This window comes from Aeromonas sp. ASNIH2 (assembly GCF_002934795.1).
In the GTDB taxonomy this organism is placed as follows: Bacteria; Pseudomonadota; Gammaproteobacteria; order Enterobacterales; family Aeromonadaceae; genus Aeromonas; species Aeromonas caviae.
In genome coordinates this window covers 3,526,360-3,549,820 of record NZ_CP026406.1, presented here as the reverse complement: position 1 = coordinate 3,549,820, position 23,461 = coordinate 3,526,360, and the positions used below count along the sequence as shown (strand labels likewise).

The window sequence follows — 23,461 nt, the reverse complement described above, 5'->3', positions numbered from 1 at the left end:
CAGGGATCCTTAATGGAGGGGCTTGGGACTGAGGTCCAGGGTGGCCAGCTGGGTTTTCAGCACATCGGCCACGGGATCATCAGGGCATTGTTCAATAAAGTATTCGAAATCGTCGGCGGCAAAGCGCGGGCAATCGAGTTGCTCATAGATGAAGCCCCGATCCCGCGTCTCCAGCGGATCGCCGGGCTTCATGCGCAGCAGCAGCTCGCTGCAGCGCAACGCCTCCGTCATGCGCTCCTCGCGCAGCAGGGCGCCCTTGCTGACATTGAGCAAGCGCTCGATGATCTCCCACTGCCCCGATGGCTGCAGATGATCATCGCTCAGACTCGCCAGGTTGCCGAGGGCACCGCGCAGCAGCAGTTCGATTCGGTGCCGGCTCAGTTCATCACCGTTGAAGGGGTCCACATAGACCTCCCCGTCCAGACCGGCAAAACTCAGGAGGAAATGGCCGGGGAAGCAGATCCCCTCCACATCCAGCCCTATCTTGCGACCCAGCTGGATGAGGAGGATGCCGAGACTGACCGGGATCCCCTTGCGCCTTGCCAGCACCTGGTCCAGATCGCAGTTGGCGGACGAGAAGTAATCCTGCCAGTCGCCACGAAAGCCCAGGGTCTGGTAGAAACCCTGCAACAGCTGACGGCGCACCTCGTCGCAGTCTCCCTCGGCAATCGTCTCGTCCAGCCAGGCATCGAGGAGGGCAAGCTCGGCCTCTCCCGTGCCGCCATGGCCCCGGATCTCGTCGCTCACCGACAGCGCCAGCTCGGCAAGATCGTGAGCCTCGAAGTCGGTCCACTCATCCACACGTATCATCGTCATCCTTCCTAGCCGAACAGGCTGGCCTGCTTTTGCACCGCAAGCTTGGCGATAAAGAAGATCCACCCCAGTGCGCCCAGGAAGGCAAACCAGCGGATGCCGTTGCTGCGGGCCAGACGCAGCGCCATCATGGCCAGAAACGCCACCACCAGGATGGATGTCAGCTTCTCGGCCAGCCAGGGGATGGCGTTGTTGAGGGGGTTGAGACCCAGCACCATGCAGAGCAGCACACCGGAGAGCACCACCAGGCCGTTGAGCCAGCCGCTGATCTTGAGGGTGCGGGCGCCCCCTGCCAGCGCGGAGCCGGTCTGCAACCAGTAAAAGCGCAGGATAAACATCAGCACGGCCCCGGCAATCAGGGTGAGGTGCAGATGCTTGAGAACAACATACATAAGATTTCCTTGAACAGGGGCAGACCGGGCCGCCCGTCATATCACTGAGCCAGGCACCCCAGGGTCACCCGCTCGTTATCGCCGTAATCGCGCACGGTTTCCACCTGGACGTAGCCTTGTTGCAGCAGGAGTTGACGCACCGCCTCCCCCTGATCCCAGCCGTGTTCCAGCAACAGCCAGCCACCTGGCACCAGATGGGCGGGCGCCTGGGTGACGATGAGGCGGATATCCGCCAGCCCCTGCTCCTCCGCCACCAGGGCGGAGCGCGGCTCGAAGCGCACGTCCCCCTCGTGAAGATGGGGATCCGTCCCGTCGATGTAAGGCGGGTTGGAGACGATCATCGCAAAGCGCGGTGCATCCGAGAGCGGCGCAAACCAGCTGCCGTCGCGCACTTCGATGGGCAGCCCCAGGGCGGCGCTGTTGGTGCGGGCCAACGCGGCCGCGGCCGGCATCCTGTCCACCGCCCATACATCGGCATCCGGTCGCTCAGACTTGAGTGCAAGGGCGATGGCACCGGTGCCCGTGCCCAGATCCAGCAGGGCGCAGGGGCCGCCCGGCAGGCGGGCCAGCGCCTGTTCCACCAGCACCTCGGTATCGGGGCGCGGGATCAGGGTGGCCGGGCTCACTTTCAGCGGCAGCGACCAGAACTCCCGCTCGCCGATGAGGTGGGCAATGGGCTCACCATTGAGGCGACGGGCAAGCCAGCCCGCCAGGGTCGCCTGCTGGGCGGCATCGAGCTCGTGCTCCGGCCAGGTCATCAGATAGCTGCGCCGACAATCCAGCAGATGACAGAGCAGGGCATCGGCGTCGGCACGGGGGGATTCCCCGGAGGCCAGGGTCGCCATGATATGGGCGCGGGCCTGCTGGATCTGCATCAGTTGCTCTCGGCCAGGGAGGCGAGCTGATCCGCCTGATACTCCTGCACCAGGGGGGTGATCACGCAGTCCAGATCCCCTTCCAGGATGTCGCCCAGACGATAGAGGGTGAGGTTGATCCGGTGCTCGGAGAGACGCCCCTGGGGATAGTTGTAGGTGCGGATGCGCTCGGAGCGATCCCCGGAGCCCACCAGGTTGCGGCGGGTACTCTGCTCGGCGGCGCGGTGGCGTTCGTCCTCGGCCGCCTGCAGGCGAGCGGAGAGCACCGACATCGCCTTGGCGCGGTTCTTGTGCTGGGAGCGCTCGTCCTGGCACTCCACCACCAGCCCGGTGGGCAGGTGGGTGATGCGGATGGCGGAGTCGGTCTTGTTGACGTGCTGGCCGCCGGCACCGGAGGCGCGGAAGGTGTCGATCTTCAGCTCGGAGGGGTTGATCTCCACCTGCTCGGCTTCCGGCACTTCCGGCAGCACGGCCACGGTACAGGCGGAGGTGTGCACCCGGCCCTGGGATTCGGTCTCGGGGACTCGCTGCACCCGGTGGCCGCCGGACTCGAACTTGAGGCGGCCGTAGACGTGCTCGCCGTCCACCTTGGCGATCACCTCCTTGTAGCCGCCGTGTTCGCCGTCATTGCAGCTGACGATGGAGACACGCCACCCCTGACGCTCGGCGTAGCGGGAGTACATGCGGAACAGATCCCCCGCGAAAATGGCCGCCTCGTCGCCACCGGCACCGGCGCGGATCTCCAGATAGCAGTTGTTGTCATCCTTGGGGTCGCGCGGCAACAGCATCACCTGAAGCGCCTGCTCCTGCTCCTCGAAGGTCGCCTTGGCGAGCTGCAGTTCCTCTTGCGCCATCTCCCGCAGCTCGGCATCCTCTTCCTCCAGCATCAGCCGGGTGGTCTCGAGGTTCTCTTCGGCCTGGCGGAAACGCTGGAAGGCGTGAACGATATCTTCCAGCTGGGCGTATTCCCGGGTCAGGGCGCGGTATCTGTCCTGATCCGAGGCGACCCCGGGCTCCCCGAGCAGGGCCTGTACTTCTTCATGGCGCTCGATGAGGCCTTCCAGCTTTCTGATCAATGAGGGGTTCATGACTCTTGGATTCTCGATGGAGGACGGGACGGCAAAGGGCCGTCCCAACACTATGATTCTTGTGACAATCCCAGCACCTGACGCAGTTGGGCCAGCTTGTGGCTGTCCCCCTGGGCGGCGGCCTGGCGCAGGGCCTGGGTCGGTGCGTGGATCAGCTTGTTGGTGAGGCGATGGGCCATGGCCTTGAGCGCCTGCTCGGCATTTTCACCCTGTTGCAGGGCCAGCAGGGCCCGCTGCAACTCTTCGTCCGCGACCTGCTGTGACTGATGGCGATAATCGCGAATGAGATCCACCGAGTGCTGGCTGCGATACCAGCCCATGAACTCGTCGCGCTCTTCCTGCACGATGAGTTCCGCCTCGGCGGCCGCCCGCTTGCGGGTCTCCAGGTTCTGCTCGATGATGCCCTGCAGATCGTCCACCGTGTAGAGATAGGCATCGGAGAGCTCGTCCACCTCGGCTTCGATGTCGCGGGGCACGGCGATGTCCACCAGGAACATGGGCTTGAAACGACGCGCCTTGAGCGCCCGCTCCACCATGCCCTTGCCGATGATGGGCAGGGGGCTTGCCGTGGAGCTGATGACGATGTCCGCCTCGTGCAGGTAGTCCGGGATCTCTTCGAGCGTCATTACCTGGGCACCGAACTCCTCTGCCAGCAACTGGGCCCGTTGCAGGGTGCGGTTCGCCACCATCATCCGGGTCACGCTCTGCTCGCGCAGGTGGCGGGCCACCAGTTCGATGGTTTCGCCGGCGCCCACCAGCAGCACCTTGGTCTGGGAGAGATCGGAGAAGATACGGCGGGCCAGGCTCACGGCGGCAAAGGCCACCGACACCGCGCTGGCGCCGATCTCGGTGTCAGTGCGCACCCGTTTGGCCACCGAGAAGGATTTCTGGAACAGGCGCTCCAGGGATCCTTTCACCGCATCCGCCTGCTGGGCGTGGGCGTAGGATTGCTTGATCTGCCCCAGGATCTGCGGCTCCCCGAGCACCAGGGAGTCGAGGCCGCAGGCCACCCGCATCAGGTGCCGCACCGCTTCCTCGTCCTGGTGCCGGTAGATGGCGGAGAGCACCTCGCTCGCCTCCAGCGCGTGGAACCGCTGCAACCAGTTCAGCACCTGCTCCCCCTGCCCCTGCTCCAGGCTGCAATAGAGCTCGGTGCGGTTGCAGGTGGAGACAATCACCGCCTCGCTGACGCCAGGCTGCTCCACCAGCTCACGCAGGGCGCGATCGATGCGGTCCGGGCCAAAGGCGACCCGCTCCCGCAAGGCGACACTGGCGGTGTTGTGGTTGATTCCGAGGGCAAGCAGACTCATGGGTGGGTGATGATCGTTTCATGCACAGGGTGTAGAGGCCGACAATTGTACGAGAAAGGGTAAGTCTTTAAAAGCAATACGGCCGCCCCTTATACTGTCGCAAACCTCATCTGCGGAGCTCCACCTTGTTGTTGCGTATCTTCTCCCTCGCCTGCCTGCTGGTGCTGGCGGGCTGTACCACCACCCAACCCCAGCGGGATCAGGTCAACTGGCAGCAGGAGCGCGCCCGCCTCGAACGCCTCACACACTGGCAGTTGTCGGGCAAAATGGCCATCATCACCGCCCGCCAGAAGGGCAGCGCTCGCCTCAACTGGCAGCAAAACGGCGACGACTATCGCCTCAACCTCACCAGCCTCATCGGCACCCATATTCTGGAACTCTCCCGCACCGGCGGCGAGGTGACTCTGCTCGACAACGACGGAAAACAGCACCAGAGCCAGGATGCCGAGCTCCTGGTCTATCAGCTCACCGGCTGGCACATTCCGGTGGCCGGGCTGCCTGAGTGGATCAAGGGATTGCCGGGGCAGGCCGAATTCGAGCTCAACCCCGATGCCAGCCTCGCCAGCGTGCGCGACGGCCAGTGGCAGATCGTCTACGGGGACTATCGGGATCAAGACGGCTATCGCCTGCCCCACCTGCTCACTATGACCGGGCAGGAGAGCCGTCTCAAGCTGCAGATCAACGAGTGGATCCTGGCACCATGATGCACGACCAGGCGCCGATCCGCTGGCCAGCCCCGGCCAAGCTCAACCTCTTCCTGCACGTCAACGGCCGCCGCCCCGATGGCTACCACGAACTGCAGACCCTCTTCATCTTTCTCAACCACGGCGACTGGCTCGAATTCGAGCCGATCCCCGGCAGCGACCAGCTCACCTTGAGCCCGGCCATTCCCGGCGTGCCCGATGAACAAAACCTCATCATCAGGGCTGCGCGACTGTTGCAGAGCCGGTTGGCCAGTCCGCAGGGAGCCCATATCCGGCTGGAGAAGGTACTGCCCATGGGCGGTGGCATCGGGGGCGGCTCGTCGGACGCGGCCACCACCCTCGTGGCCTTGAACCACCTCTGGCAAGCCGGCTTGAGTGAAGACGAGCTGGCCGAGCTCGGCGTACAGCTGGGCGCCGACGTGCCGGTGTTCGTGCGGGGCAAGGCCGCCTTCGCCGAGGGCGTGGGGGAGCGGTTGCAACAGATCGCGGTACCGGATGCCTGGTACCTGGTACTCAAGCCGGATTGCCATGTGGCCACCGCCGCCGTGTTCCAGGATCCCGACCTGCCCCGCAACACCCCCAAGATGACCCTGGACAATCTGCTGGCAGGAGAGTGGAAAAACGATTGCGAACTGCTGGTGAAAAAGCGCCACCCCGAGGTTGCCAATGCGCTCGGCTGGTTGCTAGAATACGCGCCGTCAAGAATGACGGGCACTGGCGCCTGCGTCTTTGCTCGATTTGAAGACGAAATGGCTGCTCGGAAGGTGTTGGCAAGAGTGCCGGAAGGCTGGGATGGGTTTGTCGCCAAGGGCGAGAACATATCACCACTCTTCGTCACTTTGCAACAAGTGAGTGATTGGGGTATCGCCAAGCGGTAAGGCAGCGGGTTTTGATCTCGCCATTCCTAGGTTCGAATCCTAGTACCCCAGCCAACTCTCTCCTTGTTGAGGCCGCATCGGGAGGTGTTGACCTCGTCGATGTGTCTTGGGCCAATCTGACGCGATGGCGCTCAAGGTGGATTCCCGTCCACCCACCCCGCGGGTGATGAGACGCCATCCTCGACATCGCCCAGAGACCTTGTCCGTCATCTTGCTAAATCGTTTGCCCCCAAACGATACGGGTCTAAAATCAGACTCCCCACATACTGGATGCAACCCCGAGGTTTCAAACCGTGCCTGACATGAAGCTGTTTGCTGGTAACGCAACGCCGGAACTAGCCCAGAAGATCGCAGATCGCCTGTTTATCAAACTCGGCAATGCTGCCGTAGGTCGCTTTAGCGACGGCGAGATCAGCGTACAGATCAACGAGAATGTACGCGGTGGCGATATCTTCATCATTCAATCCACCTGTGCCCCGACCAACGACAATTTGATGGAATTGATCGTCATGGTGGATGCACTGCGTCGTGCTTCAGCTGGCCGTATCACTGCCGTTATCCCCTACTTTGGTTATGCCCGTCAGGACCGCCGCGTCCGCTCCGCCCGTGTGCCCATCACCGCCAAGGTCGTCGCCGACTTCCTCTCCAGCGTGGGTGTGGACCGTGTGCTGACCGTTGACCTGCATGCCGAGCAGATCCAGGGCTTCTTCGACGTCCCCGTCGACAACGTGTTCGGCAGCCCGGTGCTGCTGGAAGACATGAAGGCCAAGAACCTCGAATCCCCCGTGGTCGTGTCACCGGACATCGGCGGCGTGGTCCGTGCCCGTGCCATCGCCAAGCTGCTGGACGACACCGACATCGCCATCATCGACAAGCGTCGTCCCCGTCCGAACGTCTCCCAGGTCATGCACCTGATCGGCGACGTGGCCGGTCGTGACTGCGTCATCGTCGACGACATGATCGACACCGGCGGCACCCTGTGCAAGGCGGCCGAAGCGCTGAAAGAGCGTGGTGCCAAGCGCGTGTTCGCCTATGCGACCCACCCAGTCTTCTCCGGCACCGCCGTTGAAAACATCAAGAATTCGGTCATCGACGAGCTGATCATCACCGACTCCATCCCGCTCACCCCGGAGATGAAGGCAGTCGGCAAGGTCAAGCAGCTGACCCTCTCCTCCGTGCTGGCCGAAGCGATTCGCCGCATCAGCAACGAAGAATCCATCTCTGCCATGTTCGAGCATTGATAGACCCTGTCGTGACAAAAACCGCCGAATGGCGGTTTTTGTTTTTTTGGGTGCCTGGCGCCAACCGCCAGCCTTCACTCGGCAAGAGACGAAAACCTCGGACGAGCCACCCCACCCGAGCCCTTCTGTCCGGCTTTTCCCCGACCTTGCCGCACTTTGGTTGAGTGATCGCCACTCGGCGGCTAGAATATTGCGTCCCATTGCCCCGGGCCATCCGCCCATGGCAAGTAGCGAGTGAAGACATCAAGCGTGACAAGTCAAATCAAACTGATTGTCGGGCTGGGTAATCCCGGCCCCGAATATGCCAAGACCCGCCACAATGCGGGGGCCTGGTATGTGGAGCAACTGGCACGCTGGCACAATGTCAGCCTGCGCGAAGAGCCCAAGTTCTTCGGCCACACCGCCCGCTTCCTGGTGGACGGGCAGGATGTGCGGCTGCTCATCCCGAACACCTACATGAATCTCTCCGGCAAGGCCGTGGCGGCGCTCGCGCGCTTCTACCAGATCGCCCCGGAAGAGATCCTGGTGGCCCACGACGAGCTGGACCTGCCTCCCGGCATCGCCAAGTTCAAGCAAGGGGGCGGTCACGGCGGCCATAACGGCCTCAAGGACATCATCGCCAGACTGGGCAACAACAATAACTTCTTCCGGCTGCGCCTTGGCATCGGCCATCCGGGCGCCAAGGAGCTGGTCGCCGGCTTCGTGCTGACCAAGGCGCCCAGCAGTGAGCAGAGTCTGATCGAGGCCGCACTGGACGAATCCTTGCGCGCCACCGACATTCTGTTCAAGCAGGACATGACCAAGGCCATGAATCGCCTGCACAGCTTCAAGGCCGAGAAAGTCTAGGCCTTCAGCCTGCATCGCCAGGCAGTTCAAGATGACCGGCCCCTGGCGAGATCCCTCGCCTCGGGGTCAAGCAACACGACACGGGCCGCCCGCGCGGCCCCTTGAAGCATCCATCAACAAGGTAACAATCCATGGGTTTTAAATGCGGTATCGTGGGCCTGCCCAATGTAGGCAAATCCACCCTGTTCAATGCGCTGACCAAGGCCGGCATCGAAGCCGCCAACTTCCCGTTCTGCACCATTGAGCCGAACACGGGTGTGGTCCCCATGCCAGATCCCCGCCTCGACCAGCTGGCGGCCATCATCAATCCGCAGCGTGTCGTGCCGACCACCATGGAGTTCGTGGACATCGCCGGCCTGGTGGCCGGTGCCTCCAAGGGCGAAGGCCTTGGCAACCAGTTCCTGGCCAACATCCGTGAAACCGAAGCCATCGGTCACGTGGTGCGCTGCTTCGAGGACGAGAACATCGTCCACGTGGCGGGCAAGGTCTCCCCGGCCGACGACATCGAGGTGATCAACACCGAGCTGGCCCTCTCCGACCTGGATGCCTGCGAGCGCGCCATCAATCGCCAGTCCAAGCGTGCCAAGGGCGGCGACAAGGATGCCAAGCTGGAAGTGGAAGTGCTGGAGAAGATCAAGGTTGCCCTGGAAAACGGCCAGATGATCCGCGGCATGAAGCTGGACAAGGATGAGCTGGACGCCGTCAGCCACCTCAACTTCCTGACCCTCAAACCCACCATGTACATCGCCAACGTGGCGGAAGATGGCTTCGAGAACAACCCCTACCTGGATCAGGTCCGTGAGATAGCCGCCGCCGAAAACGCCGTTGTCGTGGTCGTCTGCTGCGCCATCGAGGCGGACATCGCCGAGCTGGACGACGAAGACCGTGCCGAGTTCATGGCGGATCTCGGCATCGAGGAACCGGGCCTGAACCGGGTGATCCGCTCCGGATACGAGCTGCTCAAGTTGCAGACCTACTTCACTGCCGGTGTGAAAGAAGTGCGCGCCTGGACCATTCCGGTAGGCGCCACCGCCCCGCAGGCCGCAGGCAAGATCCACACCGACTTCGAAAAAGGCTTTATTCGCGCCCAGACCATCGCCTTCGACGACTTTATCACCTACAAGGGTGAGCAAGGCGCCAAGGAAGCAGGCAAGATGCGCGCGGAAGGGAAAGACTACATCGTCAAGGATGGCGATATCATGAACTTCCTGTTCAACGTCTGACTTATCCGCCTGAACCTCACTGAACCATGGTGAACAACCAACAAGCCGCAGCCCATGATTTTCCTAGGCTGCACAATGGATTGAGAGATGCCATGTTGCTCATGGTGGTTCAGTGGTGGTTCAGTAGAGTTCATGGAATTCCAGAAAAACATGGGGTAGGATTCGGGGTATGTGATGTTATGAGTGGGGGTATCCCGCTCGTTAGCAGGATACCCAGATGCCCAAAGACCTTCTCTCTGACGCCAAGATCAGGACAGCCAAGCCCGCAGCCAACCGATACAAACTCGGCGATGGCGGCGGGCTTTTTCTCTCCGTCGAAAAGACGGGTAGCAAGCTCTGGCGCTGGAAGTTCCGACTCGACGGGAAAGAGAACCTTTTTGCCATTGGCTCCTACCCCGAAGTAAGCCTTGCTGAAGCCAGAGCGGCCCGAGATGCAGCCCGCGAACTCGTCAAGCAAGGAATCAATCCCTCTCAGCACCGGAAAGATGAACGGCAGCGGAACATCAAAGCCGCAGCAGCGCGAAAGCATGCAGAGGCACTGGCTCAGGAGTTGTCCTTCGCCAAGGTGTCAGCAGCCTATCTGGCCAAGGTGAAGCCCGACTACACCCCCGGCTCCTATCGGTCGAAGGAATCACGGATCAGAAAGTACCTGTCCCCCAAGCTCGACACGCTCCCGATCACCGAGATCGGTCCCAAGGAAATCCGCCCGATCTTAGAAGCGTGCGAAGACCACGGGGCGTGGGCAGGCATCCACGTCAAAGGCGACCTATCGGCTATTTTCCAGTATGCGGTTATCCGCGGATTGGTCGATTCCAACCCGATTCCGGGACTTCGCGGCCTGCTGAAAATTCCGGTCAGCAAAAGCAAAGCCGTACTGACCGCTGATCAAATCCGCGCCTTCTACCGAGCTCTTCGCGCCTATCGCGGCTATCCCGAGACCGCTATATGCCTGCGCCTGATCGCATTCACAGCTTGCCGCCCCGGAGAAGCTGCCGATGCTGAGTGGAGCGAGTTCGACATCGAGGCGAAGCTCTGGCGACGGCCTGCGGCCAAGATGAAAGCACGCCGCGACCACGTGTCACCGCTGTCAGAGCAGGCTTTGGAACTGCTGGAAACCCTGCGACCAATCACAGGGGCTGGACGCTACCTCTTCCCTCATCGCAGCGGGGAAGGGTTCACGACGCCGAATAGGCTCACTTACGCCATGCGTGACATGAAGCTCGGAGAGCGCACAACACCTCACTGCTGGCGTACCACTTTCTCGACGTGGGCCAATGAACAGGGGTTCAGGCCAGATGCCATTGAACGCCAGCTCGCCCACGTCGAAAGCAACAAGGTGCGAGCTACTTACAACAAGGCCCTGCTGCTGAATGAGCGGCGCGAGATCATGCAGGCATGGGCCGATTATCTGAGAGCTGCTGATGACATCAAGAGCGCAGACGATGATGGGAAATGACGACGCGCGGTTCCTTGAGGGCTTGCGCTATGGGCAGGCCCTATTGAACGAAGGCCGTAGCCGACTGCACAAAAGCGTACCCGGAGCGCTGGTTGCCGAAGTTCTTCGACATATCGAGAATTCGATGGCGGGAACTTCTCAGTATGAGTTGGAGCGAATGTTGCTAGGGAGCGACCACGCAGGTGCAGAATGGCGCGCTTACGTGGCTCACCGACATCGCAGCGTCACGGAGAAAAGGCTGTGGCGAACATGGTACGGAAGACATGGAAAGAAAGACACCATCCCTCCAAGACCGGTAGAAGATGCTTTCGGCATTCAGGCTCCGCCGCTGCCACCGACGGAAGCCGCGCCACCAATGCCGCCCCCCTCCGAGCCAAATCGACCGTTGATGAAGGCACTGCCCCATGATGGCCGAGCCATGAGCTTTGGATTATTGCGGGAAATAGTAAAGCGCTGGTCTGCGATACTCATTCAAAAGGCACTTGAAGACGCAGCAAGAATCAATGACGAGCAGAATCGTGGCCGACAACTCGTCAGGGCCTTGCTAAGACATGAAATGGTCTTGATGCCGCTTTGGTCGCAGGTCAACGCGTGGGAGGCTTTCTGTGAGGTTTTGCCGTCTGGGAAGTGCTTTGCCTTGCTCGATGCAGCCAAACAGAGCTTCTTCTCTGCACTGGAAGCAATTGAGCAGCGTGAACATGCGAAGTTGATGGCTTCATACGCCACCCTGAGAAAGCGCTACCCAGAGCTGGAAATCAGCCTTGGGCAGGCGTAATTTATACCAGCTTGGGGATCGGAGGCGGCGAAGGAAACAGCAGAATCCCGCCCGTAACCTGACTGATTCTCGCCTTGGGATAGACAGCCAAAACAGAAACAAGCGCCTTCAAAAACTTCGTCTTGAAGTTCTTCTTTCCATTGGCGTCGGCCGCATATTCCTGCCCGAACTGCTCACGCAAATTTGCCCAATTCAACCTCACGGGTCTGCCTCCTGATATTCTGTGCAGCCTTTCCGCGAGCATGACATAGATATCCATCGCTAGCGCGGAGCCTGACAGCGCGTGAAAAGCTCGAATGTCGATAGGGACGGCGTGCTGATCAGTTACCAGAGCGTCAAAGTATTCTGGCGATAGGATGATTTTTTTTGGCCATAACCTGTTTTGGCAGCCATCATTCGATGCCCACGCCTGAAACTCATTTATCGGTTTCGCATAGCGTGTAGTAGGAGTATTCCCCGCATTGAATCCCAGAGTCATCTTGCAGGCAGCCAGCGCAGTCATCTGCTTCTTGAACTCGGTGTAGCTGCCTCTTTTTCCCCCATTTGCTTGAACTCCAAGCATCTTGAGAAATGCCGACGCACTTTTCCCCACATCGATTTCCCTCGTTCGATGGCGAACTGCATAGGTATTCAAGTAGGCAAGTATGAGCCGGGGTTTTGCGCCATACGGAACCGGCTGCTGCACAAATTTTTCGCCATCCCACAGTTTCCCAGCCTCGATAAGGAGTGCCGCCCCTCCAGATCGCCGCTCAAATGAAGTGCCATCAACAGCACGGCGCGGCAAGCCAACTTGGCAGAGAACTGTGTGCATGAACACCGCGTTCTCAGACGTTGAGCCGAGAGCAATGTCGGCGGCAGAGTCAAGCAGCTTGCGGTCACGAATCGAGAGGACGCACTCCTTGCTGCATCCAGAAGGCACAATCCTCGCTACTTGACCACTGGGATTCGGATAAACAATCCGTCGTAGCTCTGCCAGCGCAAGACGAGCACTGTTGGAGGATGGGTTCGGCATACGGAAACAACTCAACCCCGAACGACAATCGAGCGGAGGCTGGTCTTCTCGCGCAGCCAAGTCGTGATCTCCGACTCAATCCACCCGACAGCCCGCTTCCCCAGTCGTACAGGGCGAGGAAAGTCCCCTTCCCGGATTAGAAAATAGATGCCTGATTTGGTAAGGCCGGTTCTCTTCTCAACCTGCGGCCTGCGAAGAATGGCAACCTCTTGCCCTTGCTGATCGTCCATCGTGCTCCCCACTGAACCTGAATAACCAATGAGGCGACAGTAGTGGCGGGAGACGAAAATCAGAGAGAACGAGTTTTGAAAAATACCTGCACGACAACGTGGCCGCGCAGTAAAGGTTGTGAGCAAGGAGCCAGATATGCCTGTGGATAACGCACTTATTCATGCCGATTCGGCACCCCTGTCGCGTGCTGAATCGGAACCCCAAGCCCCCCAGAAAGCGTGCCGAATCGGAACCCTGCACCATGCTGAATCGGCACCCCCCAAAACCTGTAGTTCTTGCCTTTAGTACTTTTCCTTTAAATGAGTAGCCTATAAAAGCCTTGCATTCTGTGGAAAAACCGGAATCTGGGACGCATCAACCACCTGCAGTCAGCGATTGGCAAGACGACTCCACCTCCACGCACTCACGGTGCTACACCATGTGGCCTGAGGAGACAACTATCTGGCATCGTAACGCTACGATGTTAGGGTGCAGGTTCCTGTCCAGCCGCCGGTGCCTCCAGCAGCACTGAAGGCTCCACCCCCAGCGCCTCGGCCAGCTTGAAGATGTTGAGTAAGGCGATGTTGCGTTGCCCACGCTCAACACCCCCCAGATAGCTGCGCGCCAAGCCACTTTCCAGTGCCAGGCGTTCTTGCGACCACCCTCTGGTCTTTCTGATTTCTATCAGCTTCAGGCCGAAGCGTAGTCGGGGATCAAGGGCCATATTTCTCTCTTCTTAAAGAGAAATGACTCTATGAGTACCCCCTCTATAGGGCTACGCCCGATGAGTGCCCGCACTATAAGTGACAATTTAACTCAAGCGCCATAGAATGACCTCTATGAGTAACAAAATGGAGATCATGACGTATGGCAAGCGTCTGGAAGACTGCTGGGATGGGAGCGGCTGCGGGGCTGGCTGTTCCGGTGGCTGGGCTTTCAGGGCTCGCTGCCGCTGGTCTTACGCTGATTCTTGTACTGGCGATGTTCGGCGTGGGGCCTGCGCGCCTGTCACAGCCATCGCTGTGGGGGCTGTTGACCGGTGAGTTGATGCTCTATCTGCTGATTTCGCTGGCGATCTTCACGCTGTCCTTCCGCTTTCTGGCACGTTTGCAGGCTCGCTGTCAGGCCCTTGTCGCCAAAATCAACGCCCAGCAGGGCCTGTCATTCGATGCTGGACATCTCTTGGGCTACCCCGCGCCGGCCTTTCTGGTGTTTGACCGGCAGCATCGCAAACTGGCTGTCTGCTCAATCGTGGATGAAGCCTGGCGTATCCACGACTTCTCCTGGCTGCTTGGGTGGCGGATGACCTGGCGCGAGGTCGAGAGCATGGAGATGAACGGCGGTAGCCGTCAGGTCAACGCCAGTGGCATGAGCGTGCCGACCTTCGAGCGCACGGTACGCGCGAAAGACTTCGCCATCGAGCTGCAAACCGCCGACCCGCAACGACCGCAGCTCAGCTTTCCCATGAGCCGCCGGGCGGCGGAAACCTGGTGTGCTCGGCTCAATGCCCTCTTCAACGGATAACCTCGCGAGGAACTGCGATGAAACACTACCGGAGCTTGCTGCTTCTGCCTTTTGTATTGACGGGTTGTGCCACAACCGACATGCAGGGGGCGCTGGATTCCCTGAACGGACTAGGACACTCCATTGGAACCAGTCTGTCGCAAGCGGCTACGCCCGCAAGCGCGGCAACCCGCAACAGCTTGCTGGGCACTCCACTGCATAACGCCTTGCGCCAGAATCTGTCTACCGACGGTCGCGCCCCAGAGTGGCCCAAGGTGGTGATCAGCAATCTGCAAATTCCGGCGGATCAGATGACCCTGACCCGTAGCCTCACGCTCAAAGCCAGTGATTGCATTCGCTTTGACGCCGTGCTCTGGCACGACGCCAAGCGCTCCGAGCGCTTCAGCAATCTGTCGCTTTGCGCGCCGGAGCTGCCGAAACAGTCAAACAACTTCGTGCTGACCTGGAAGAGCTTTTCCATCTCCGGCAAGACCAGCGGTCAGGTTCGCAGCGACGGGCCAACCCCACCGTACAGCAAGCTGCCCAGCGACCCGGCGATGGAGCGCTGGCTGATGAATCAGTTCGGCCTTTACTATGTCGGTTCGTTGCTGACGCTGGTCGGCTATGACCCCAACTTCACGGTCGATGACCGCCGCTTCTGGATCAGGAACATCAAGGGATGAAAGCGTTGCTACTGGCAGCCATGCCGGTGGTGCTGATGGATGGCACTGCCCCAGACCTCAACCACTGGTTGCGGATCGAGCCAGCCATCGTCGCCGCCGTGGAATGCCGTCAAGCCTTGCCGTTGCACGTACTGGACGGCATTGCGCCCAATGCTCCCGGCAGTTGGTCGCTGACACCGGCACGCAGCTTCACAGTGTTCGGGTTGCCGGTGACGCGTATCGAGCTGTTCATCGACCCGGATGGTGAATTGGGTGCGAGCTATACCGCAGTGATCGAAAAGCGCAGCCTGGAACAGGTGCGCAAGCAACTGAAGCTTGCCAGCCAGCGCGGGCGCATCGGCCAGCTCTCGGCAGATCAGCCCAGCGCAGAGGTTCAAGTGACTTGCACGGTCGCCGCAACGGAGCAAGGGTGAGCATTCAGCGCATCCTCTCCGGCGGCCAGACCGGCGTAGACCGGGCGGCGCTTGATTTCGCCATTGCCCGGCAGATTCCGCACGGCGGCTGGTGCCCGGCAGGCCGACGGGCCGCTGATGGCGTACTGGATGCTCGCTACCAGTTGATGGAGACCGAATCCAGCGGTTATCGCCAGCGCACCAAACGCAATGTGCTGGACGCTGATGCCACACTGATCATTTACCGGGACAGGATCGAAGGTGGCAGCCTGCTCACTCGCGATCTGGCGACGGGACACGGCAAGCCGCTACTGCTGTGCGATTTGCATGACCCTGCAGAAGAGCTGTTGGCGGCATGGCAAGACTGGTTGCTTAGCCATCCCGTCGCTATTCTCAACATTGCTGGCCCGAGTGAAGCACGCAACCCCGGTATTTACCTGCAGGCGAGCGCGCTACTGGATCTTTTCTGGAGCAAGGAACATGAGCCGATCTGATGCCCGCTGCGCGACACCCTATATCTACTCGGGTGAGTTGCAGATTCGCCCCGAAGTGGATGCCGCGCTGGCTGCGCTGAAAGACAAACCTTACACCGCCATCCCCAGCTGGAAAAACGATGGAACCTGGGAGCTGTGGACGGTGGAAGGCGACGGCGAAACCCAGCCCTGCATCATCAGCGGCCCATCGACCACTTACCCCAGCGAGGCCGATGCACTGGCCGCCGGTGCGGCCTGGCTATCCGGACAACGCTGAGCAACCTCAATTCCATCCCTCGCTGACAAAGCCAACGCCACGGCGGCTGATCTCGACCAGCGGTCTGATGTCTTGCACCTGGACGATTCCTCGGTCATCACGAGCTGCCGAACCCAAGGCCCGCTGCAGAACCAGACGCACACTGCGCGGTGGCAAGGCTTGCAGGCGGGACAGGACATCATCATCCAGTCGCTCGGCAAAGGCCGTGCCCCAGCTCGACTCGTCGCGGAGTCGGTTGTAAATCGACTGCGCGATGCTTCTGACCTGCTCCGGCCTGGGCGGTTGAATGTGCAACACCGTCAGCCGTGAGCGCAGCGGCCCTGGAATCGCTTCCAGCTCATTCGCGGTCGCCATCCAATTGACATGACTGGCGTCGATGGAGAAATCACGGATCGACAGGTCGATGAAATTCCGCGCACTGCGCGGTTCCAGCAAGGTATAGAGCGCCGCCAGCGGATCGTATTGCGGTCGCCCGTTGCTGGCCTTATCCAGCTCATCGAGCACCACCACCGGGTTGGCCAGCGGCTGGTAGGCCAGCAGCTCGAAAAGCTGGCCTGGCTCGGAATTGCTCCAGAACGATTCGGAACCTGCGAGCGGCGAACTCGATTGCGTGCTCGCCATATCGAAGACCCGAAACGGCAGCACGAGCTGATCGGCCAGCCAGCGTGCCGCCTCGGTTTTACCAATGCCCGCCGGGCCGACCAGCAACACGGCAGGCCAGGACACCCGGCCATCGCCCAGACTGGACAAGGCGAAGTGATCACGCATCAGCTCGGCCAGTTCATGGAAGTTTGGAAAGGCCTGCGCGAACTCATCCAGAAGGGCTTTCCAGGGGACGTCTCAGAAAACGGAAAATAAAGCACGTTAAGCCCATTGCAGACGCTAGATATTGACGAGTACGTCGGGTTTTCTCTTGTTTGAGTTGCCTCTCGTGGTAAGATAGTAATCATTTACTATCTTACAAGGAGTGCTCGTGGACACCCATCCAAAGCATCTGCCGGCCGATGAACGTCGTGCCGTAACTGTCGAGTCCGTCGTGGCGCTTGCCGGTTCACAAAACCCAAGCGAGATAACCACTGCGGCTATCGCTAAACACATGAACTTGACCCAGGGAGCGTTGTTTCGGCACTTCCCGAACAAGGAAGCCATTTGGCAGGCGGTCATGGAGTGGGTAGCAGAGCGCCTATTAGCCAGAATCGATCGATCCGCACAAGGAATCGAGTCGCCCTTGGCAGCCATGGAGGCGATGTTCATGAGTCATATCGAATTCGTAGCTGAGCACCCAGGCGTGCCAAGAATGATGTTTGGTGAGCTTCAGCGTGCCGAATCGACACCGGCCAAGCGCATGGTGCAAACCTTGATTCAGCGCTACGGCGAACGTTTGCATCGTCTCATCGAGAAAGGCAAGGCCAGCGGCGAGTTGTCTCCCTCGCTTGACAACGAGGCGGCGGCAACGCTGTTCATTGGCACGATCCAGGGCTTGGTCATGCAATCGCTGCTGGCGGGTGATGTGGGACGTATGCACCGCGATGCGCCGCGCGTCTTTGCAATTTATCGGCGTGGCATAAGGAGTGCGCAATGAAAAAGTTACCCTTGCAAGGCCGCACCCTGGCGCTGCTTGCCGTCATCATTCCTTTGTTGGTGCTTTTTATTTATGTCGGTCTCCGATCAGGGCCGCTCGCCCCGGTCGCTGTGACGGTGGCAAGTGTGGAATCACGGGCTATCACACCGGCGCTGTTCGGCATCGGTACGGTGGAGGCGCGCTACACTTACAAGATCGGGCCGACGTTTGCCGGGCGCGTCAAACGCCTGGAGGTGCATGTAGGCGACCAGGTCAAGGCCGGACAGGTGCTCGGCGAGATGGATCCGGTCGACCTCGATGATCGGGTGCGCTCACAGGAGTCGGCATTCAAGCGTGCGGAAGCGGCTTTGCGCGAGGCAGAAGCCCGGCAAGCCTACGCGCAAACCCAGGCGCGCCGCTATGAGCAATTGTTTGCGGTGCGCTCGACCAGCGAGGAAATCGTCACCACCAAGCGGCAGGAACTGCAGATCGCCGATGCCGCCCTATCCGCCGCTCGGGAAGATATTGCCCGGGCACGCTCCGACCGCGAAGGACTCGTCGCGCAGCGGAGCAATCTGCGCCTGATCGCGCCGGTCGACGGTGTAGTCGCCGTGCGCGATGCCGATCCCGGCACGACCATCGTCGCAGGCCAGGCCGTGGTGGAAGTGATCGACCCCAAGAGTTTGTGGATCAATGTGCGCTTCGACCAGATCAGCGCATCGGGGCTGGCTGGGGGGCTGCCGGCTCGTATCGTCCTGCGTTCGCGTGGCGGCCAGACGTTGAATGGTCGCGTGCTGCGGGTGGAACCCAAGGCCGACGCGGTAACCGAGGAAACGCTCGCCAAGGTGACATTCGATAACAAACCAGAACCTTTGCCACCGGTGGGTGAACTGGGCGAAGTCACGGTTGACTTGCCGGCGCTCCCGGCCGCTCCACTGATCCCCAACTCTGCCGTCCAGCGTGAGGGCGACAAAGTCGGGGTCTGGCAAATCGTGGATGGTGATCTGCGTTTCTCCCCGGTCAAGCTCGGCACTTCCGACCTCAATGGTTACGTGCAGGTGCGCGAAGGGCTCAAGAATGGGGACCAGGTTGTGACCTATAGCGAAAAGGCACTGACGGCGCGCAGCCGCATCCATGTGGTCGACCACATCCCAGGAGTGTCACGATGATCAGCCTGGCCGGCCGCGACATTCTCCATGCCTGGGGAAAGTTCGTCTTCACTGGCATCGGTCTGGGTCTGCTGATCGGCGTCACCCTGGTCATGGCCGGGGTGTACCGGGGCATGGTGGACGACGGCAAGGCGCTGCTCGACAACAGTGGCGCCGACCTTTGGGTGGTGCAAAAGGACACTCTGGGTCCTTATGCGGAGTCGTCCAGCCTCAACGATGACGTGTATCGCGCCATCCTCGCCATGCCGGGAGTCGCCCAGGCAGCGAACGTGACCTACCTGACCATGCAGGTACGCAAGGGCGAGAGTGATGTACGCACCATGGTGGTCGGCATCGCGCCCGGCGCGTTGGGGGCTACACCCGGATGGCCTCCTTATCTCGTCGCTGGACGCCAGATCACGCGCGGTCACTACGAGGCGGTGGCCGACATCGCCACCGGCTTCAAACTGGGAGATCGTCTTGCCATTCGCCGAAATCATTACACCGTCGTTGGGCTTACACGGCGCATGGTGTCGTCCAGCGGCGACCCGATGGTATTCATTCCGCTCAAGGATGCCCAAGAGGCTCAGTTCCTCAAGGACAACGACGCCATTTGGCAAAGCCGGCGTCGCACCGAAGCCAACCCGGCTTTCAATCGACCCGGTGTTCCAGGTTTGCTGGATGCCGTGATTGCTTCACAGAGCACCAACGCGTTCGTCAATGCAGTACTGGTCACACTGAAACCTGGCCATACGCCGGACGAGGTTGCCGAATCCATCCGGCGCTGGAAGCGTTTGACGGTCTACACCCGGGCACAGATGGAAGACATCCTCGTCGGCAAGTTGATCGCCACCTCGGCCAAGCAGATCGGCATGTTCTTAGTGATTCTGGCCATCGTTAGCGCGGCCATCGTTGCCTTCATCATCTATTCGCTGACGATGGACAAAATCCGCGAGATCGCGGTGTTGAAGCTCATCGGCACACGCAACCGAACCATCGCCGCGATGATCATGCAGCAGGCGCTCGCCCTGGGCGTGATTGGTTTCGTGGTCGGCAAGATCACAGCCACTTTCTCAGCGCCCCTGTTTCCCAAGTACGTACTGTTGATGCCGTTCGACTCCATCGCCGGTTTTTTCGCCGTGCTCGTGATCTGCGTTCTAGCCAGCATCGTCGCCATTCGCATGGCACTCAAGGTCGATCCGGCCGAAGCCATTGGAGGTTGAGATGAGTGGCAAAGGCATTCGCATCGAAGGTTTGAGAAAACGTTATGGCGAGGGGGATACCGCGGTCGATGCCTTGAAAGGCGTGGACATGCAGGTGGCACCCGGCGAGGTGGTTGGCCTGATTGGCCCTTCCGGGTCCGGCAAGAGCACGCTGCTCAAATGTCTGGGCGCAGTGATTGATCCGACCGCCGGGCGCATGACGCTGGGTGATGAAGTGATCTACGACGATGGCTGGAAAGTCCGCGACTTGCGCGCCTTGCGGCGCGACAAGATCGGTTTCGTTTTCCAAGCACCATACCTGATTCCGTTTCTCGATGTCACCGACAACGTGGCGCTGCTGCCGATGCTTGCAGGCGTCGCGAATGGAGAGTCGCGCGCGAAGGCACTGGAATTGCTCACGGCGCTTGATGTGCAACACCGAGCTCGCGCGATGCCCTCGCAACTCTCCGGTGGCGAGCAGCAACGGGTTGCCATCGCGCGCGGATTGGTCAATCGTCCCCCGGTGATCCTGGCCGATGAACCCACTGCGCCGCTGGATTCCGAGCGCGCCATGGCTGTGATCCGCATCCTCAATGACATGGCTCGGAAGTTCGAGACCGCCATCATCGTCGTCACCCATGACGAAAAGATCATCCCCACTTTCAAGCGCATCTACCACATCCGCGACGGTGTGACCCATGAGGAAGCTGGCGAAGGGCGGGAGTTCGAATGAGAGAACGATTGAATTACAGGAGAATTTCATGACCCACCGCAAACACAGCCACGCATTTGGAACTATCACCCTGACCGTTACGGCCTGCCTGCTTTTATGGGGTTTTCAGTTGCCCGCTTGGGCTGGTGACGCTACCCAGATTGAGCCACTGGCGCTACGCAAGATCATGCAGGAACTCGGGCGCAACATGCAGGCTATTACCGGTGCGATTTCGCAGGAGGAATGGGTTCAGGTCGTTCAGCTCGCCCCAAAAGTTGCTGCACACCCCGAGCCACCGCTTACTGAAAAAATGCGCATCCTTGCTTACCTCGGCGCTGATGCGACCAAGTTCAGAAACTTTGACGCGCAGACTCACGAGGCGGCGCTGGCCATGAAGCTGGCTGCTGCGAGCAGCGACGGCAAGGCGGTGATCCAATCATTCGCCCACGTGCAGGAAAGCTGCTTGGGCTGCCACCAAGCTTTCCGTAAACCTTTCGTGGAGCATTTTTATGGAGCACGCTAAAACATGCCAGCGCCCCATCAGCCTCGAAAGACGGCTTGCGGCAACTTACCTAGTAGCTGGTCTGGTCACCGCCGGTCTGGCCGGCTGCGCCGCCGGCCCTGATTTTCAGCGTCCCACCGCACCCGATGTGGCTCGCTACACTGCAACACCGGTAGCTGATAGAACCGCGTCCGCTCCCACGCAGTTCGGCGAAACACAACGTCTAGTCGAAGGGCTTCCGATCGAAACGCAATGGTGGCAAAGCTTGGGTTCATCCGCACTCGACGGACTGATCAACGAAGCTTTCCATGTCAGCCCGACGCTGGCGAGCATCAGCGCCAATTTGCGACAGGCGCAGGAGCTTCTTGCCGCACAGGCGGGCTCGACGCAATATCCACAGGTAGATGTCGCACTGGGATCTCAGCGCCAGCAAATGAGTCCCAGTAGCCAAGGGTTGAGCGGAGACGCACGTCAATTCAGCCTCTACAACGCCAGCGTTGGCGTGCATTACAACCTCGATCTGGCTGGCGGCAACCGGCGCGCACTCGAAGCCTTGGCTGCTCGCGCCGACTACCGTCGCTTCGAACTGAATGCTGCGCGCCTGGCCCTTGCCGGCAACATGGCAACCGCTGCCATTACCCGAGCACGCCTCGCCGCGCAACTAGAAGCCACTACTGCCATTTTGCGCGTGCAGGATGAGCAACTGCGCCTAGCCCATGAACGCGTGCGTATCGGTCAGGCCTCACCTGATGAAGCGTTAAGCCTACAAGCTCAGGCGGAGCAAACGCGGGCAGAACTGCCTGCGCTGCGTAAACAACTGCAACAAACCGAACATCTACTGGCGGTGCTAGCCGGTCGTGCCCCAGGCACGGGTGGCATCCCGGCCTTCACTCTGGCCGATTTCACTCTGCCCGTCGAGATGCCGCTCGTCGTGCCCTCAGAACTGGTGCGCCGCCGACCGGATATCCAGGCGTCAGAGGCGCTGTTGCATGCGGCCAATGCAGACTATGGTGTGGCTATCGCCAAGCTCTACCCACAGATCAACCTGAGCGCCAACCTTGGCTCTCAAGCGCTGACCACCGGTGCCCTGTTCGGTGGTGGCTCGGCAGTGTGGGGCCTGGTTGCGCAGCTCACCCAGCCTCTTTTTAATCCAGGGCTACCCGCTGAAAAAAGAGCGGCGCTCGCCGCTTTTGATGCCGCCGCAGCCAATTACCAGAGCGTCGTGTTGGAGTCTTTGCGTAACGTCGCCGACACCCTGCGCGCGGTGGAAAGCGATGCACAAACTTTGACTGCCCTCGCTGCCGCTGATATGGCTGCACAGGCCTCCTTGCAGTCGGTCGAGCGGCAATACCGGCTGGGCGCGGCCAGCTACCTGCAACTGCTCATCGCGCAGCAACAGGCACAGTCAATCCGGATCAATATGGTTGCGGCCCAGGCACAACGCCTAGTCGATAGTGTTGCTTTATATCAGGCCCTGGGAGGTGGTGTCAGTTAAGGCTATACCCTATTCTGATGTCAGGAGAGGCCACCCAAAATCGTCAGAATAGAGTCTTAATTTGTATTTCTTGACGCATGCGGCGAAAAGTCATAGATTTCTTCCTGACACTTTCGTATTGGGAGGCATCTTGCAGGGTCAACGCATCGGCTACGTCCGGGTCAGCACCTTTGACCAGAACCCGGAACGGCAATTGGATGGAGTTCAGGTAGCGCGGATGTTCACCGACAAGGCATCCGGCAAGGACACCCAGCGTCCCGAGCTGGAAAGACTGCTCGCCTTCGTGCGCGAAGGCGACACCGTGGTGGTGCATAGCATGGATCGGTTGGCGCGCAATCTGGATGACTTGCGCCGCATCGTGCAGGGCCTGACCAAGCGCGGCGTGCGCATCGAATTCGTCAAGGAAAGCCTGGCCTTCACCGGCGAGGACTCGCCAATGGCGAATTTGATGCTGTCGGTGATGGGCGCGTTTGCCGAGTTCGAGCGGGCATTGATCCGCGAACGGCAGCGCGAGGGAATCGCGTTGGCCCGGCAACGGGGTGCCTACCGGGGCCGCAAGAAGTCATTGAACGATGAGCAGATTGTCGAACTGAAACGGCGCGTCGCGGCGGGTGAGCAAAAAGCTCTGATCGCCCGCGACTTCGGTATCAGTCGTGAAACCTTGTACCAGTACCTGCGGGAAAACTGAGC

At 60.4% G+C, this 23,461-nt stretch carries 28 protein-coding genes and 1 tRNA gene; 20 read left to right on the top strand and 9 right to left on the bottom strand.

The window, feature by feature from the left end; translation table 11 throughout:
• Positions 1 to 9 precede the first annotated feature (9 nt).
• Genes C3F36_RS17035 through hemA form a run of 5 tightly spaced genes read right to left on the bottom strand, consistent with a single transcriptional unit; the run spans position 10 to position 4,478 of the window.
• Positions 10 to 810 carry a SirB1 family protein gene (locus tag C3F36_RS17035; protein ID WP_042015581.1) on the bottom strand — a complete coding sequence of 267 codons (801 nt, stop codon included), beginning with the start codon at positions 808 to 810 and terminating at the stop codon, positions 10 to 12.
• An 11-nt stretch (positions 811 to 821) separates the two neighbouring features.
• Positions 822 to 1,205: a SirB2 family protein gene (locus C3F36_RS17030; RefSeq protein ID WP_039039603.1), complete on the bottom strand. Its 384-nt coding sequence runs from the start codon at positions 1,203 to 1,205 to the stop codon at positions 822 to 824.
• A gap of 41 nt (positions 1,206 to 1,246) precedes the next feature.
• A complete protein-coding gene (gene prmC / locus C3F36_RS17025) occupies positions 1,247 to 2,080 on the bottom strand; it encodes a peptide chain release factor N(5)-glutamine methyltransferase (protein ID WP_069651507.1) in 834 nt (277 codons plus the stop codon).
• On the bottom strand, positions 2,080 to 3,168 hold the full coding sequence (prfA, locus tag C3F36_RS17020; RefSeq protein WP_104455506.1) for a peptide chain release factor 1: 1,089 nt from the start codon (positions 3,166 to 3,168) through the stop codon (positions 2,080 to 2,082). The genes prmC and prfA overlap by 1 nt, the downstream gene beginning before the upstream one ends.
• A 50-nt stretch (positions 3,169 to 3,218) precedes the next feature.
• Positions 3,219 to 4,478, bottom strand: coding sequence for a glutamyl-tRNA reductase (gene hemA, locus C3F36_RS17015; RefSeq protein WP_041212583.1), 1,260 nt, complete (start codon positions 4,476 to 4,478; stop codon positions 3,219 to 3,221).
• Positions 4,479 to 4,603: 125 nt separating this feature from the next.
• Between hemA and lolB the strand changes: the two genes are divergently transcribed.
• From lolB to C3F36_RS16975, 8 genes are all read left to right on the top strand, one after another.
• Positions 4,604 to 5,182, top strand: a complete 579-nt coding sequence (lolB, locus tag C3F36_RS17010) for a lipoprotein insertase outer membrane protein LolB (RefSeq protein ID WP_199769610.1) — start codon at positions 4,604 to 4,606, stop codon at positions 5,180 to 5,182.
• Positions 5,182 to 6,060: a 4-(cytidine 5'-diphospho)-2-C-methyl-D-erythritol kinase gene (gene ispE / locus C3F36_RS17005; RefSeq protein ID WP_052130472.1), complete on the top strand. Its 879-nt coding sequence runs from the start codon at positions 5,182 to 5,184 to the stop codon at positions 6,058 to 6,060. The genes lolB and ispE overlap by 1 nt, the downstream gene beginning before the upstream one ends.
• Positions 6,040 to 6,114 (top strand) — tRNA-Gln (locus C3F36_RS17000). Before ispE ends, C3F36_RS17000 begins: the two co-directional genes overlap by 21 nt.
• A gap of 239 nt (positions 6,115 to 6,353) precedes the next feature.
• Positions 6,354 to 7,301, top strand: coding sequence for a ribose-phosphate pyrophosphokinase (locus tag C3F36_RS16995; RefSeq protein WP_010673845.1), 948 nt, complete (start codon positions 6,354 to 6,356; stop codon positions 7,299 to 7,301).
• A gap of 249 nt (positions 7,302 to 7,550) precedes the next feature.
• Complete coding sequence (gene pth / locus C3F36_RS16990) at positions 7,551 to 8,147, top strand: aminoacyl-tRNA hydrolase (protein ID WP_048207164.1); 597 nt, start codon at positions 7,551 to 7,553, stop codon at positions 8,145 to 8,147.
• 131 nt (positions 8,148 to 8,278) lie between these two features.
• A complete protein-coding gene (gene ychF, locus C3F36_RS16985; protein WP_010673843.1) occupies positions 8,279 to 9,370 on the top strand; it encodes a redox-regulated ATPase YchF in 1,092 nt (363 codons plus the stop codon).
• 217 nt (positions 9,371 to 9,587) lie between these two features.
• Positions 9,588 to 10,826: a tyrosine-type recombinase/integrase gene (locus tag C3F36_RS16980; RefSeq protein ID WP_104455504.1), complete on the top strand. Its 1,239-nt coding sequence runs from the start codon at positions 9,588 to 9,590 to the stop codon at positions 10,824 to 10,826.
• On the top strand, positions 10,813 to 11,601 hold the full coding sequence (locus C3F36_RS16975; RefSeq protein ID WP_104455503.1) for a hypothetical protein: 789 nt from the start codon (positions 10,813 to 10,815) through the stop codon (positions 11,599 to 11,601). The genes C3F36_RS16980 and C3F36_RS16975 overlap by 14 nt, the downstream gene beginning before the upstream one ends.
• Position 11,602: 1 nt before the next feature.
• Here C3F36_RS16975 and C3F36_RS16970 read toward each other — a convergent pair whose 3' ends face one another.
• The 3 genes from C3F36_RS16970 to C3F36_RS16960 all read right to left on the bottom strand — a co-directional run bounded on the left by C3F36_RS16970 (position 11,603) and on the right by C3F36_RS16960 (position 13,547).
• Positions 11,603 to 12,613, bottom strand: a complete 1,011-nt coding sequence (locus tag C3F36_RS16970; protein WP_104455502.1) for a replication protein RepA — start codon at positions 12,611 to 12,613, stop codon at positions 11,603 to 11,605.
• Between the two features lie 11 nt (positions 12,614 to 12,624).
• Positions 12,625 to 12,843, bottom strand: a complete 219-nt coding sequence (locus tag C3F36_RS16965) for an AlpA family phage regulatory protein (RefSeq protein WP_069953367.1) — start codon at positions 12,841 to 12,843, stop codon at positions 12,625 to 12,627.
• A 464-nt stretch (positions 12,844 to 13,307) separates the two neighbouring features.
• On the bottom strand, positions 13,308 to 13,547 hold the full coding sequence (locus tag C3F36_RS16960) for a helix-turn-helix domain-containing protein (protein WP_011806687.1): 240 nt from the start codon (positions 13,545 to 13,547) through the stop codon (positions 13,308 to 13,310).
• Between the two features lie 143 nt (positions 13,548 to 13,690).
• On the opposite strand from C3F36_RS16960, the gene C3F36_RS16955 reads away from it, so the two are divergent.
• From C3F36_RS16955 to C3F36_RS16935, 5 genes are read left to right on the top strand one after another with little or no spacing between them, the layout of a single operon-like run.
• On the top strand, positions 13,691 to 14,347 hold the full coding sequence (locus tag C3F36_RS16955) for a hypothetical protein (RefSeq protein WP_104455501.1): 657 nt from the start codon (positions 13,691 to 13,693) through the stop codon (positions 14,345 to 14,347).
• Between the two features lie 17 nt (positions 14,348 to 14,364).
• Positions 14,365 to 15,009, top strand: coding sequence for a hypothetical protein (locus C3F36_RS16950; protein ID WP_104455500.1), 645 nt, complete (start codon positions 14,365 to 14,367; stop codon positions 15,007 to 15,009).
• Positions 15,006 to 15,422: a hypothetical protein gene (locus tag C3F36_RS16945; protein ID WP_023446986.1), complete on the top strand. Its 417-nt coding sequence runs from the start codon at positions 15,006 to 15,008 to the stop codon at positions 15,420 to 15,422. The genes C3F36_RS16950 and C3F36_RS16945 overlap by 4 nt, the downstream gene beginning before the upstream one ends.
• Positions 15,419 to 15,895, top strand: coding sequence for a putative molybdenum carrier protein (locus C3F36_RS16940; RefSeq protein ID WP_103243560.1), 477 nt, complete (start codon positions 15,419 to 15,421; stop codon positions 15,893 to 15,895). The genes C3F36_RS16945 and C3F36_RS16940 overlap by 4 nt, the downstream gene beginning before the upstream one ends.
• A complete protein-coding gene (locus C3F36_RS16935; protein WP_066918456.1) occupies positions 15,882 to 16,151 on the top strand; it encodes a hypothetical protein in 270 nt (89 codons plus the stop codon). Before C3F36_RS16940 ends, C3F36_RS16935 begins: the two co-directional genes overlap by 14 nt.
• 6 nt (positions 16,152 to 16,157) lie before the next feature.
• Here C3F36_RS16935 and C3F36_RS16930 read toward each other — a convergent pair whose 3' ends face one another.
• On the bottom strand, positions 16,158 to 16,919 hold the full coding sequence (locus C3F36_RS16930) for an AAA family ATPase (RefSeq protein ID WP_199769609.1): 762 nt from the start codon (positions 16,917 to 16,919) through the stop codon (positions 16,158 to 16,160).
• A gap of 205 nt (positions 16,920 to 17,124) precedes the next feature.
• Between C3F36_RS16930 and C3F36_RS16925 the strand changes: the two genes are divergently transcribed.
• From C3F36_RS16925 to C3F36_RS16895, 7 genes are all read left to right on the top strand, one after another.
• Positions 17,125 to 17,733, top strand: coding sequence for a TetR/AcrR family transcriptional regulator (locus tag C3F36_RS16925; RefSeq protein ID WP_004393990.1), 609 nt, complete (start codon positions 17,125 to 17,127; stop codon positions 17,731 to 17,733).
• Positions 17,730 to 18,881 (top strand): efflux RND transporter periplasmic adaptor subunit, encoded by a 1,152-nt coding sequence (locus tag C3F36_RS16920; protein ID WP_011733940.1) that lies wholly within the window; start codon positions 17,730 to 17,732, stop codon positions 18,879 to 18,881. The genes C3F36_RS16925 and C3F36_RS16920 overlap by 4 nt, the downstream gene beginning before the upstream one ends.
• Positions 18,878 to 20,083 (top strand): ABC transporter permease, encoded by a 1,206-nt coding sequence (locus C3F36_RS16915; RefSeq protein WP_011733939.1) that lies wholly within the window; start codon positions 18,878 to 18,880, stop codon positions 20,081 to 20,083. Before C3F36_RS16920 ends, C3F36_RS16915 begins: the two co-directional genes overlap by 4 nt.
• 1 nt (position 20,084) lies before the next feature.
• Positions 20,085 to 20,795 (top strand): ABC transporter ATP-binding protein, encoded by a 711-nt coding sequence (locus C3F36_RS16910; RefSeq protein WP_011733938.1) that lies wholly within the window; start codon positions 20,085 to 20,087, stop codon positions 20,793 to 20,795.
• A gap of 28 nt (positions 20,796 to 20,823) precedes the next feature.
• Positions 20,824 to 21,297, top strand: a complete 474-nt coding sequence (locus C3F36_RS16905) for a cytochrome c (RefSeq protein ID WP_011733937.1) — start codon at positions 20,824 to 20,826, stop codon at positions 21,295 to 21,297.
• Positions 21,284 to 22,771 carry an efflux transporter outer membrane subunit gene (locus C3F36_RS16900; protein WP_011733936.1) on the top strand — a complete coding sequence of 496 codons (1,488 nt, stop codon included), beginning with the start codon at positions 21,284 to 21,286 and terminating at the stop codon, positions 22,769 to 22,771. The genes C3F36_RS16905 and C3F36_RS16900 overlap by 14 nt, the downstream gene beginning before the upstream one ends.
• Before the next feature lie 130 nt (positions 22,772 to 22,901).
• Positions 22,902 to 23,459, top strand: a complete 558-nt coding sequence (locus C3F36_RS16895; RefSeq protein WP_048806241.1) for a recombinase family protein — start codon at positions 22,902 to 22,904, stop codon at positions 23,457 to 23,459.
• The last annotated feature ends 2 nt before the right edge of the window (positions 23,460 to 23,461 follow it).